The sequence below is a fragment of the Micromonospora sp. NBC_00421 genome, from assembly GCF_036017915.1.
In the GTDB taxonomy this organism is placed as follows: domain Bacteria; phylum Actinomycetota; class Actinomycetes; order Mycobacteriales; family Micromonosporaceae; genus Micromonospora.
In genome coordinates, this window is sequence record NZ_CP107929.1 from 4,990,863 (window position 1) to 5,003,041 (window position 12,179).

Genomic DNA, 12,179 nt, shown 5'->3' on the forward strand with positions numbered 1-12,179 from the left:
CCGCCCGCCGGCACCACCGCCCGCCCGGGACAGCCCGGCGCGAGTGCCCACCCACCGCCGCCACGCAGCCACCACCCTCGCGCCGGCGGCACGGGACCCTCCGGTGTCGTCCGGTTGCGGTACGTTCACCAGCCATGGACGGTGTTCCGCTCACCGAGCGGGGCCGGCGGTGGTCGTACCGGAATGGGGTGGGTTGATGCGTGACCTGCTGCCGGCGGCGGTCTCGGTGGCGGTGGCCGAGACAGCCGACTGGGTGGGTGAGCTGCTGCCGGCGGAACGGGCCGGGCTGGGCGAGCGGGCGGTGGAGAGCCGGCGGCGGGACTTCACCGCCGGCCGGGTCTGCGCCCGGCGGGCGATGACCGCCCTCGGCCTGCCGGCCACGCCGGTCCCGGCCGCGCCGAACCGCGCACCGGTCTGGCCGGTCGGGCTGGTCGGCACCATCACCCACACCCGTGGCTACTGTGCCGCCGCGGTCGCCCGCCGCACCGACCTGCGCGCAGTCGGCATGGACGCCGAGCGGCACAAGGAACTCAACCCTGGGGTACGCCGGCTGATCCTGCGCCCCGAGGAGGAGGACCGGCTGGCCCGGCTGCCGGCCGGGGTGAACTGGCCGGTGGTGGTGTTCAGCGCCAAGGAGACCATCTACAAGGTGTGGCACCCCGTGGTCGGCTCCTGGTTGGACTTCCTCGACGCCACCGTCGAACTCGACCCGGACACCGGCGTCTTCACCGCCCGGATCAACGAGGCGCGGGTGTCGGCAGCCACCGTGGCGGACCCGCCCTCGCTGGTCACCGGCCGGTTCGTGGTCGAGGGCGACCTGGTCCGCACCGCCGCCGTGCTGCCCCTGCGCTGAGCCCTTGCCGCCACCCACTAGCGTCCAAGAGTTACGACAGTCGAAACGCGTGCGAGGAGTACGGTGAGCCAGCCTCAACCCCCTTACGGGCCGCAGGACCCCCACCAGCCGCCCCTCGGGGCGGCGCAGCCGTTCCCGTCGGCACCCGGCCAGCAGCACCCGGTCGACCCGACCGCCGCCCTGCCCCCGGTCCCCGAGCCGCCGCAACCGTCCTACTCCGACCCGTACGCGCCGCCGTCGCCGTACGCGCCGCCGCCGGGCTCCGGAGCCCCGCAGCCCTACCCGTCGTACGAGCCGGGGGCGGCGCCGCCGCCGGTCTCCGGTGCCGGCTTCACGCCGATGTCGGGCGCGGGATACCCGCCGCCCGCCCCGGGCTACCCCCCGGTCTCCGGTGCCGGATATCCGCCGCCCGGCGGTCCGGGTGGGCCCGGTTATCCGTTCCCGCCGCCGCCGGCCGCCTCGTCCGGCCGGAAGGTCTGGGTCGTCATCGGCATCGTGGTCGCCGTGGTGCTGCTGCTCTGCTGTGGTGGCATCGTCGCCGCCGTGGTCGCCGGGGGCAAGAAGGCCGACGAGGCGGCCGAGGAGTTCGAGCGCTCGTTGCCGACCCCCGACGTCACCAGGGCACCGGCGCTGCCGGGCGACCGACCCTCGGCGGCACCGTCGTCCACCGACGAGACGTTCAACCTGAAGGCCGGCGAGACGCTGGTGATCAGCGACGACGACGGGACCATCGAGATCACCGTCCGGAGCTTCACCACCTCGTCCAAGGGCTGCCGCTCGTTCGCCCCGCCACCGGACAAGGGCATGTACCTGATCGCCGACGTCACCGCCACGGTGACCAAGGGCACGGCGTCGATCAACCCGTTCTACTTCCAGTGGGTCGCGGACGACGGCACCACGGTCAACGGGCTGGCCGGCGCGCTCTCCGGCTGCGGCGGCGACATGCTCGACTCGGGCAGCAACATCCGGGCCGGCAGCAAGCGTTCCGGCGCGGTGGTGTTCGACGTGGCCGACAAGTCGGGGGCGGTCGAATACCAGCACAAGTTCGAGGCGGCCGGCTCCTGGAAGCCCTGACCTCCCTGGTTCCGTGACGGGCCGGTTCCCCTGGCGGGAGCCGGCCCGTTCCCGCCGCTGCGCCACCCCGAACCGGTCACCGGCCGGGATCGCTGCCGGGCCTTGAAACGGAGCCGGCACCGGCGGATGCTTGATGCATCGACCTTCACCGATCGACTTGGAGGTGGGAGATGCGCCGTCTCTCGCTCGCCGCCCTGACCCTGGCCGTCGTCCTGCTGCCGGCGACCCCGGCCGCCGCGCACGCCGGCGCCCCCGCACCGGCCGATGTGCACGCCAACGCCACCGAACCAGTGGCCGCGCACCTCCGGGCCACCGGACCGGCCGCCGCGCCCGCACTGCCGGACGTGCGGACGGTCGGCACCACCTGGGGCCCGGATCCGACGACCGGCCGGCTGACGGTCACCGTCGACGACACCGTCCCACCCGAGCAGGTACGCGCACTGCGTGCCGCCGCCGTCCGAGCCGGCGGGGAGCTGCGCCACGAGCCCGGCCGGTTGCGCATCCTCATCGCCGGTGGGCAGGCCGTCTACGGTGGGGGCGCCCGCTGCACGCTGGGCGCGAACGTGCACAGCGGCAGCACCTACTACTTCCTCACCGCCGGACACTGCACCGCCGGCGCGACGACCTGGTACGCCGACGGCGGTCAGAGCAGCGTGCTGGGCAGCCGCGTCGGCAGCAGTTTCCCCACCAACGACTACGGCCTGGTGCGCTACACCGGGACGGTCAGCCACCCGAGCGCCGTCTACACCTATCCCGGCCTGCTCACCGTCAACGGCGTCGGCACCGCGTACGTCGGGCAGGCCGTCTGCCGCAGCGGCTCCACCACCGGCGTCCGGTGCGGCACGGTGACCGGTCTCAACCAGACGGTCAACTATGCCGAGGGCAGCGTGTCCGGGCTGATCCGGACCAACATCTGCGCGGAGCCCGGCGACAGCGGCGGTCCGCTCTACGTCGCCGGGACCGGGCTGATCCTCGGCATCCTCTCCGGTGGCAGCGGCAACTGCACAAGCGGTGGCACCACCTACTACCAGCCGATCGCCGAGATCCTCGCCGCCTACGGCCTCACCCTCCCCTGAACACCACGTCGACCGTGACCCGTGGCCGACCCTGGCACGGGTGGTGCGGTGCCGTCCTTACCCCGTCCGGGGGCCGGAACGCGGGGGCTGGTGACCGCATAGCCGAAAGACAAGGCCCTGACCAGCAGGAAAGCTGGTCAGGGCCTTGATTATGTGGAGCTGTGGGGATTCGAACCCCAGACCCCCTCGATGCGAACGAGGTGCGCTACCAGACTGCGCCACAGCCCCTCCGCCGGCATGCCGGCTTCGGTCCCACCCGGCTTTCACCGGGCGGGCCGGCGCCAAGACTAACAGCCCACCCACCCCCCGGGCGAATCACCCCTCCCACCGCACGGGCCGGGTGGTGCGCCGCACCGGTGGGCCGAAGAAGCGCCACCCGGCCCGCCCCGATACCGCCGCTTCGGCCCACATGAGTCGATCAAGGGCGCAGCCCGCCCCGAGGGCAAGCGAGGGGTCAGCGGGGGTCGCGGCCGGACTGGTAGGGGCGTCCGCGCAGGCCACCGGAGCGGCGGTAGGACACCGAGCCGCCCCCGCTGGCCGCCGCCGGCAGGTCGGTCGGTCGGTCGAGACCCATCGCCGTGCGGCGTACCGCCTCGCGCTGGGCGGCCAGTCGATGCTGCGCCTCCCGACGGGCCGCCGCCCGACGGGCCTGTTCGCGGCGCACCTCGGCCTGCCGGACGGCCAGCCAGGCCGCCTCCCGGGCCCGCAGCCGCCGCCGGCGGCGCTCGGTCAGCGCCCGTCGTCGCAGGTGTACGACGTACACGGCGAGCAGGGTGGCGGTGACCGAGAAGCTGATCCAGAACCCGGGGCTGACCAGGATCACGCCGACCAACTCGACGAAGTTGAGCAGCAGCAGCGCGGCGAGCACCCGGCGTCGCCGGTAGACGGCCGGGGTGTGGTGCCGACGCGGGGGCGGCCGGCGACGGGCCTGCCGGGAGGCGGGCGGCACGGCGCGCAGCCGACCGGACCGGCGGGTGGAGGCGGCCGACCGGGCAGCCTGGCGGTCGGAGACCGGCGGGGCGGCACCACGGGCGGAGGCCGGTGGCGCGGAGACCGGTGCGCCGAGTTCCCCGGTGGCGGCGTCCTCGGTCAGCGTGACCACGAGCGCCCTGGGCTGGTTGACGGGTCGCCGACCGGGGACAGTACGACGCCGCCGGCGGCGCTGGAGCACCCGCGCCGTCGACTGCGCCCGCTCCGCCACCAGCCGCTCGGTGGCGTCGTACCGACGAACCAGCGCCGGGGCGAGGGCGAGCAGACCGGCGGCGGCGAGGACGGCGAGGAGCACCGAGGTCGGCACCCTCACCCCTCCCGTCACCGAAATTCGGGGCAACCGCCGAGAAGCAGCAAGATCTTTCCCGAAATCTCACTCTCGGCGCAGATCCTGCGGCCGGCAGCGCTTGCCGCAGCTTGCAGTTACTTGAGGTTACGGGCCACCGACCGGGGATGCCGGCACGCCGCGCCGAATCCCGTCCGTGGGACGACTCACCCGACGTCGTGGCGCTGCCGGTGCCAGCGGGCCAGCAGACCGCCGTCGGCAGCCGCCTCCTCGCTGGTCATCGCGTATCCGATGTGGTCTCGCCAGGCCCCGTCGATGTGCATGTAGCGCACGTGGTACGCCTCCTCGCGGAAGCCCAGCTTCTCCACCACCCGGCGGGACGGCTTGTTCTCCGGGCGGATGTTCACCTCTACCCGGTGCAGACCGCCCGGACCGAACGCGTGGTCCACGGCGAGCGCCATCGCGGTGGGGATCACCCCGCGACCGGCCACCCGGGAGTCCACCCAGTAGCCCACGTATCCGGAGCAGAACGCCCGGCGGACGATGCTGCCCACGTTGAGGTGCCCGACCAGCCGCTCCTGCCCGTCCTCGCGCAGGCAGACCGCGAACGGCATCCCCTCGCCGGTACGCGCGGAGCGCCGCTGGTCGGCGTGCACGTAACGGAACGCGGCGGGCGAGTTGGCCTGGTCCCAGCCGCCGGGCAGGTGCGACTCCCAGGGGGCCAGCCACGCCCGGTTCGCCCGGCGTACGGCGGACCAGGCGGTGGCGTCGGACCGCCGGTACGGTCGCAGCACCACCGGACCGTCCATCAGCACCACCGGCCACCCCGGCGTCCGCCCGAACCAGCTCACCGCGCCGACCTCCCGTCTGCGACCGGGACGCCGACCGCACCGACCCGGCTCACCGTCGCCGGTCCAGGAGCAGCACGTCGACGGTGGAACCGGCCGCCGCAGTGGTGACCCGCTCACCGAGCACCATCAGGCCGTTCGCCTCGGCCAGCCCGGAGAGGGTGTACGGCCCACCGCTGAGCGGCTGCACCGTGTAGCCCCCGCCGCGCCGCTCGGCCACGTGCGCGGGCCGGAACTCGCGCAGCCCACCGGGGGACGAGATGGTCTCCAACAGGTGCGCCCGTACGCTCGGCCGGAACACCGGCTCCGCGCCGGCCAGCAGCTGGATCGCCGGCCGGGCCAGCACCTCGAAGCCGATCAACGCCGCACCGGGCTCACCGGGAAGACACACCACCGGCACCTCCTCGGCGCCGACGGTACCGAACCCGAGCGCCGTGCCGGGGTACAGCGCCACGTCGGTGAAGGTCACCGGACCGGCCCGGCCACCCTCGCGGCGGGACAGGATCCGCCTGACCATGTCGCCGGGGCCGGTCCCGGTGCCGCCGGTGGTGATGATCAGGTCGGCCCGCAGGGTCTGGTCCTCCAGCAGGCCGCGCAGCCCCTCCGGGTCGTCGTCGCAGATCCCCACCCGGTACGCCAGCGCGCCCACCTCGGCGGCGGCGGCGGTCAACGCGTGCGAGTTGGCGTCCACCACCTGACCGGGCTGGCTGCCCCGGCCCACGTCTACCAGCTCGTCCCCGGTCGCCACGATGACCACCCGGGGGCTGGGCCGTACCACCACGTGCCCGATCCCGGTGGCGGCGAAGACGGCCACCAGCGCCGGGGCGACGTACGTGCCGGCGCGGGCGAGTACGGTGCCGGCGGGCAACTCCTCACCGGCGCGGCGGACGCCGTACCCGCGCTTGGGGGTGCGGAAGATCTCCACCGCCGCCATGCCCTGATCGGTCCACTCCACCGGCACCACCACGTCGGCGGCGATCGGCATCGGCGCACCGGCCGCCACCGAGAAGCACGAACCGGGGGTGAGCCGCACCGGACGCCAGCTCGCCGCCCCGAGGTCACCGACCACGTTGAGCCGGACCGGGCGGCCCGGCCCCTGCGAGGGGACCGGGCCGTAACCGACGAGGTCCTCCCAGCGCGCGGCGTACCCGTCCACCGCCGCCTGGTCGAAGGCGGGGAACGAGTGCGGGGCGACCACGTCCGAGGCGAGGACGTTGCCGTACGCCTGGGTGAGGTCGAGGTCGAGCGGAGGCAGCGCGCGTAACCTGCGCAGCACGCTGCCCAGGTAGTCGGCGAGCGGCGTCAACTCGTTCGCGGCCGCCTCGGCGTCGGCCGTCGAGGTCATGTACCGGAGCCGCCCGCCGCGTCACGTACCCCGTCGAGGACCGCCGCCGTGACCGTCTGGTCGCCGTTGTTGACGAACTCGGTCAGCCACGCCCGGAACTCGGCACCGAGGTCCTCCCGTTCGACGGCGATCTGCACGACTGTCTGGAGGTAGCCCAGCGGCATGCCGGTGTCGTAGCGGGTGCCCCGGTAGACGATCGCGTGCACCGGTACGCCCTCGCCGCGCAGCAGCTCCATCGCATCGGTCAGCTGGATCTCGCCGCCACTTCCCGGCTCGGTACGCCGGATCGCGTCGAAGATCCGCCCCGGCAGGACGTACCTGCCGAGGACGGCCAGGTTGCTCGGGGCGTCCTCCGGCTGGGGCTTCTCCACCATGCCGGTGACCTTCACGACCTCGCCGAGGTCGGTCAGCTCGGCCTCGGCCGGCTCGACCGAGGCGATCCCGTACCGCCTGGTCTCGGCCGGGTCGACCTCGAAGAACGCCAGCACCACGCCACCGGTGCGGGCCTGCAGCTCCAACATGGCCGGCAGCAGCGGCTCGGACGGCTTGACGAACTCGTCGCCGAGGAGCACCGCGAAGGGCTGGTCGCCGACGTGCGACTCGGCGTACCCGACGGCGTGGCCGAGACCGAGCTGCTCCGGCTGCCGGCAGGTGTAGATCTCGGCCAGTTCGCTGGGGCGCTTCACCGCGGCCAGCCGCTCGGCGTCACCCTTGGCCTCCAGCCGGGCCTCCAGGTCGGGGCGGCGGTCGAAGTGGTCCACCATCGACGTCTTGCCCCGACCCGTGATCAGCAGCACGTCACCGATACCGGCCTGGGCGGCCTCCTCGACGATGTACTGGAGCACCGGCCGGTCGATCACCGGCAGCAGCTCCTTGGGCACCGCCTTCGTGGCCGGCAGGAACCGGGTGGCGAGGCCGGCGGCCGGGATCACGGCCTTGACCGCACGGGCGCGACCGGTCGCGGCGGTCGTTGAGGGGTTCGCTGAGTGCTCCGACATGCCGCGAGACTATCGGCCACGGCTCTGCCGCGGCGGGTGAGGACCGCAAGACGCGCCGCCCGGCTGCGTCACACCGGGAGCGCCGACGGCGTGCCGACCGGCCGGCTCGCCGGGCGGCAGGTCGGTCGGCAGGTCGTCGACGGGAGCCCGATCGGTCGGCGGCCGGTGGGCGGGTGGCTGGTCGGCACAGGTCGGCTCGACGGGTGGTCCGGCCCGGGGCAGGCCGTCGTCCGGGCTGGTCGCCCCCGCCGGTACGGCGATCTCCTCGACCGCACCGTCCGCTGCCGGCGTCGGTCGGGGCCGCGCGGTCGCCACCCGGTAACCGTCGCGGCCGGCCCCCTTGGCCGCGTACAACGCCTCGTCGGCGGCGTCCAGCACCTCCGCGCCGGTGCTGGCGTGGTCGGGATAGACGGCGATGCCGATGGAGACCGACACCGTGATCGTGGTCGGGGTGCCCGCATGGCCGGTTACCACGACCGGGGTGTCCCGCACGGCCGCGCCCAGCCGCTCGGCGACCGTCGCCGCACCCGGGGCGTCGGTCTCCGGCAGCAGCACCACGAACTCCTCACCACCCTGCCGGAAGGCCAGGTCCACCTCACGGATCTCGGCCCGGACCCGGCGGGCGAACTCGACGAGCACCGCGTCCCCGGCGGCATGCCCGTAGCTGTCGTTGACGATCTTGAAGCGGTCCAGGTCGAGGACGAGGATGCTGAGCATCCGGCCGAACCGGCTGGCCCGCTCGACCTCCCGACGCAACGACTCGCGCAGGTAGCGGTAGTTCCACAGCCCGGTCAACGGGTCGGTCAGCGACAACCGCTGCGCCTCCTCGTGCACCCGGACGTTCTCCACCGCCACCGCGGCGTGCCCGGCGAAGGTCCGCAGGGTGGCCAGGTCGTCGTCGTCGAACTCGGCAGCGCCGGGCCGGTCGTAGAGGACCAGCACGCCGACCGCCGGGGCCCGGCCGGCGGCGTCCCCGCCGGGCACGGTGAACGGCACCGCCACGTACGTCTCGCACCACGGCTCGCCGGGTGGCGTCGGGCCGGCCGGGAGCCGACCGCGCTGCGGCTCGCCGGTGGCGGCGACCGCGCCCACCACGCCCGCGCCGACCGGCACCCGCAACTCCTCCGGCTCGGTGCCCGGCGGGCAACGCCCGGCCAGCCCTTCGGCGCACTGCCCGACGAGCATTCCGGTGTCGTCGAGCAGCAGCACCGCCCCGGCCCGCGCCCCGGTCGCCGCTATCGCGCTGTGCAGGATCACCCGCAGGATGCGTTGCAGGTCGTGGGTGCTGGCCAGGGTGTCCCCGAGCACCCCGAGATGGCCGCGCAGCTGGTCCCGGCTGCTGGTCAACGCGGTCACGTACCCGGCGGTCTCCCGGATCATCCGGTTGAACGCGGCGGCGAGCCGGCCGATCTCGTCCCGGCTGCGCACCGGCACCCGGGTGGTCAGATCACCCCGGGCCACCCGGTCCACCGCCCCGGCCAACTCCACAAGTGGCCGGGTGGTGACCCGGGCCAGCCGCCACGCGGTCAGCACGGCCAGCGCGGCGGCCAGCAGCACCGCCCCGACCAGCACGACCGGCAGACCCGACGGCTGTTCTCCGTCCACCGAGAGGATCAGCGGCAGCGGCTGCCCGGGGGTCGGCCCGAGCCGCCGGACGTACCGGCCGCCGGGGGTCGCGCTGACCCGGTCGCCGTCCACCGTGCCGGCGGCGGCGAGCACCGCCTCGCGTACCCCGTCGGCTTCGGTGGTGTGGGTGATCCGGCCGGGGCCGGCGGTGTCGTCGAGGAGGGTGACCGCGACGCCGGTCGCGGCGGCCAACCGGGCCACGAACGCCGGGTCGACCACCTCGGCGGCGGCCACCGCGCCGAGCGGCGTGCCGGCCGGATCCCGCAGGTCCACCCGGGCGCTGAGGGCCAGGACCGGTCCGCCGACCGGGACGCCCGCGCAGTCCTGCCAGGGTGGCGGGGGTCCACCCGGGGTGGCGTACGCGATGCCGCCGGTCCCGTCGGTGACCAGCACGGCGGCGGCCAACCCCCGGCTGACCACCTGGCCGGCCGCGCCCGCCCGGCTGGCCGGGTCGGAGCGCAGGGCGACCGCGTCGGCGGCGGCCCGCAACTGCTGGCAGAGCGCGTCGATCGAGGTACGGACGGCGGACGCGGCCAGGCCCAGCCGTTCGGTGGACCGGCTGCGGTCCACCGTCGACAGCGTGGTGCCGACGAAGGCAGCGCCGAGCAGCACCGGGCCGAGCACCACCGTGAGAAAGGCCGCCGTCAACCGCCCGCGTAGCGTCAACGCTGTCCCCCCGGAAGTCCCAGGCCCGTTCCTGCGATGCTGACACAGAGCGACCGATTTGACAGCGTTGCGTCAGGAGTGTTGCGTGCCCGATTTTTCTGCCGAAGCGGAAGTCGTCCATGCGGCGAAACGCGAGACGCGCGCCGCGTTGCTCGCCCACCGCCGGGCGCTCACCGCGCCGCAGCGGGCCACCGCCGCGATGCGCGTCCAGGCCGAGCTGACCGAGTTGGTACGCCGCCTGCGCCCGACCAGGATGACCGGGTACGTGCCGGTCGGCTCGGAACCGGGCGGCCCCGACCTGCCCGAGGTGCTCCGCACCGCGCTACCGGCCGGGGCGGAACTGCTGCTGCCGGTGCTTTGCGACGATCTCGACCTGGACTGGGCGTCGTACGCCGGGCCGGGCACCCTGGTCGCCGCCGGTCGGGGCATGCGCGAGCCGGACGGTCCCCGCCTGGGCCGGACGGCGATCACCGGGGCGACCCTGGTGGTGGTGCCCGCGCTGGCGGTCGATCGACGCGGGATGCGGTTGGGTCGGGGCGGCGGCTCCTACGACCGGGCCCTGGCCCGGGTGCCGGCGACCACCCTGACCGTGGCGCTGCTGCACGACGGCGAGCTCCTTTCCTCGCTACCCGCCCAGCCGCACGACCGGCCGGTGCGGGCGGCCCTCACCCCGTCCGACGGCCTGCGCCCACTCACTACGACCCCCTCCGCCACACCCTGAGCGCCCCCGCCTCCGTCGACCGGCGGTCCTCCTGCCCGCTCTCCCGACGGCGGGGCGGTGCTCCGACACCCGCGTCCGCTCCGCCGGGTGTGGGGTGCCGGGGGGTGACGATCGTCCCCGTCCGCTGGACGAACCCGGGTCGCATGACGCACCATTGGCACTCGAATACGCCGAGTGCCAATCGGCCGTGCCAGATCCGGAGGAGAACGTGCCCACGTACCAGTACGCCTGCACCGCGTGCGGCCACCAGCTCGAGGCGGTGCAGTCGTTTTCCGACGAGCCGCTGACCGAGTGCCCCGCCTGCGAGGGGCGGCTGCGCAAGGTCTTCAACTCGGTCGGTGTCGTGTTCAAGGGTTCCGGCTTCTATCGCACCGACTCCCGGGCCTCGGGCGCCGAGGGCAAGAGCGGCGCCGCGAAGTCGGAGAGCACCTCCTCCGGTTCCGGCACGGACTCCTCGGGCTCGGGCAAGTCCTCCTCGGGCACGTCTTCCTCGGGCTCGTCCTCCTCCTCGGGCACGGGTTCGGGATCCTCAGGCTCGGGATCCGCCCCAGGATCGGGTTCGGGTACTTCGACGAGCGGTGGTTCCGGCTCGACCAAATCCCCCACCGCCAGCACTCCCGCCTGACCCCGCACACCCCCGACGTCCCTGCCGCCCCCGGGCCGCAGGAACGTTCGACACCCTCCCCCTCCCTCCCTCCCCCTCCTCCCTCCCCCTCCTCCCCTCCCTCAGCGTTGATCAAGAGGTTTCGGTCAAGAATCGGCCTTCTGGTGACCTAAATCTCTTGATCACTCCCGGCTCGTAGCTCCGTCTGGGTGGGGGACGGGAGCGGGGGGTGGGGGGGTGGGGGGTTTTCCACAGGTTCGTTTGTTGTCCACAGGCTGCGGACGACGGCTCGTGGGTTGGTGGTCCCGCGCCTAGCCTGCTGAAGCGGGATGCCGGCAGGGCGCCCGGTGAGCGGCGGAGGTGTGGTCATGACGGCCGGTGGCATGGATGGTGAGGGCTCGCTGCGGCCGTTCCGTTGGCCGCGCCGCCCCGGCGGGGGAGCCCTGCTGCGGGCGGCACTGGTGGCCGCCCTGCTCGGATTGGCGGTGCTCGTCCTGGACACCCCGACCGGCTGTCCCACCAGCGCTGCACCACCCACCGTCTCCCTCGCCGCCGCAGGCTCCTCCACCCCGACGACCGACCCGGGCGGATGTCCCGCTCCGCCGACCGGGGCGACGGACGGGGCTGCCGCCGCGAGCCAACCCGGCCACGCTCGCATCGCACCCACCCCGGGTACCGGCGGGACCGTTGTCCCCGGTGGGGCGGACGGGAGCCGGTCCGCCGACGGGGACACCCCGGCCGCGCTGCCGCTGCCGAGAGGCTTCGTGGGGGTGCCGGTACGTCTGGCCGAACCGGCCGCCCTCGCGGTCCTCCGCCCCGGCGCGCGGGTCGACCTGCTCGTGGTGCCGGGTGGTCGGACGGCCGGTGAGACCATCCTGCTGGCGGCCGACGCGCTGGTGCTCGACGTGGTGGGTGGAGGTGCCGCCGACGGCTCGTCCGCGCTCTACCTGGCGGTCCGGCCCGATCAGGCGCAGCGCTCCGTCGGCCAGCCGGAGGGCAGCCGGTTCAGCGTCGTGGTCCGGGGCTGAGCCACTCACGTGTCGACACAGCGGTATCGCACCCGCCCGGGTGCGCCACCGGAAGTGGATCCCG

At 74.3% G+C, this 12,179-nt stretch carries 11 protein-coding genes and 1 tRNA gene; 6 read left to right on the forward strand and 6 right to left on the reverse strand.

Annotated features, from left to right (window positions below; all coding sequences use genetic code 11):
- Window positions 1-196 precede the first annotated feature (196 nt).
- The 3 genes from OHQ87_RS20970 to OHQ87_RS20980 all read left to right on the forward strand — a co-directional run bounded on the left by OHQ87_RS20970 (window position 197) and on the right by OHQ87_RS20980 (window position 3,003).
- Window positions 197-853, forward strand: a complete 657-nt coding sequence (locus tag OHQ87_RS20970) for a 4'-phosphopantetheinyl transferase family protein (protein WP_328340330.1) — start codon at window positions 197-199, stop codon at window positions 851-853.
- A gap of 63 nt (window positions 854-916) precedes the next feature.
- The gene (locus OHQ87_RS20975) at window positions 917-1,927 is read left to right on the forward strand and encodes a DUF4352 domain-containing protein (protein WP_328340332.1); all 1,011 of its coding nucleotides are present in this window, start codon (window positions 917-919) and stop codon (window positions 1,925-1,927) included.
- A 170-nt stretch (window positions 1,928-2,097) separates the two neighbouring features.
- Complete coding sequence (locus OHQ87_RS20980; protein ID WP_328340334.1) at window positions 2,098-3,003, forward strand: S1 family peptidase; 906 nt, start codon at window positions 2,098-2,100, stop codon at window positions 3,001-3,003.
- Between the two features lie 154 nt (window positions 3,004-3,157).
- On the opposite strand, the gene OHQ87_RS20985 is transcribed toward OHQ87_RS20980, so the two are convergent.
- The 6 genes from OHQ87_RS20985 to OHQ87_RS21010 all read right to left on the reverse strand — a co-directional run bounded on the left by OHQ87_RS20985 (window position 3,158) and on the right by OHQ87_RS21010 (window position 9,762).
- Window positions 3,158-3,231: transfer RNA gene (locus tag OHQ87_RS20985), tRNA-Ala, on the reverse strand.
- Between the two features lie 226 nt (window positions 3,232-3,457).
- Window positions 3,458-4,306 (reverse strand): divisome protein SepX/GlpR, encoded by an 849-nt coding sequence (gene sepX / locus OHQ87_RS20990; RefSeq protein WP_328340336.1) that lies wholly within the window; start codon window positions 4,304-4,306, stop codon window positions 3,458-3,460.
- A 179-nt stretch (window positions 4,307-4,485) separates the two neighbouring features.
- The gene (locus OHQ87_RS20995; RefSeq protein ID WP_442930847.1) at window positions 4,486-5,088 is read right to left on the reverse strand and encodes a GNAT family N-acetyltransferase; all 603 of its coding nucleotides are present in this window, start codon (window positions 5,086-5,088) and stop codon (window positions 4,486-4,488) included.
- Window positions 5,089-5,179: 91 nt separating this feature from the next.
- Complete coding sequence (locus tag OHQ87_RS21000; RefSeq protein WP_088647610.1) at window positions 5,180-6,472, reverse strand: molybdopterin molybdotransferase MoeA; 1,293 nt, start codon at window positions 6,470-6,472, stop codon at window positions 5,180-5,182.
- On the reverse strand, window positions 6,469-7,470 hold the full coding sequence (locus OHQ87_RS21005; protein ID WP_328340343.1) for a UTP--glucose-1-phosphate uridylyltransferase: 1,002 nt from the start codon (window positions 7,468-7,470) through the stop codon (window positions 6,469-6,471). The genes OHQ87_RS21000 and OHQ87_RS21005 overlap by 4 nt, the downstream gene beginning before the upstream one ends.
- Before the next feature lie 9 nt (window positions 7,471-7,479).
- Entirely contained in the window at window positions 7,480-9,762 is a 2,283-nt protein-coding gene (locus OHQ87_RS21010; RefSeq protein WP_328340345.1) for a sensor domain-containing diguanylate cyclase, read from the reverse strand.
- An 85-nt stretch (window positions 9,763-9,847) separates the two neighbouring features.
- On the opposite strand from OHQ87_RS21010, the gene OHQ87_RS21015 reads away from it, so the two are divergent.
- The 3 genes from OHQ87_RS21015 to OHQ87_RS21025 all read left to right on the forward strand — a co-directional run bounded on the left by OHQ87_RS21015 (window position 9,848) and on the right by OHQ87_RS21025 (window position 12,115).
- On the forward strand, window positions 9,848-10,483 hold the full coding sequence (locus OHQ87_RS21015) for a 5-formyltetrahydrofolate cyclo-ligase (protein ID WP_328340347.1): 636 nt from the start codon (window positions 9,848-9,850) through the stop codon (window positions 10,481-10,483).
- A gap of 208 nt (window positions 10,484-10,691) precedes the next feature.
- Complete coding sequence (locus OHQ87_RS21020) at window positions 10,692-11,108, forward strand: FmdB family zinc ribbon protein (RefSeq protein ID WP_328340349.1); 417 nt, start codon at window positions 10,692-10,694, stop codon at window positions 11,106-11,108.
- Between the two features lie 347 nt (window positions 11,109-11,455).
- Window positions 11,456-12,115 (forward strand): flagellar biosynthesis protein FlgA, encoded by a 660-nt coding sequence (locus OHQ87_RS21025; protein ID WP_328340351.1) that lies wholly within the window; start codon window positions 11,456-11,458, stop codon window positions 12,113-12,115.
- Window positions 12,116-12,179 lie beyond the last annotated feature (64 nt).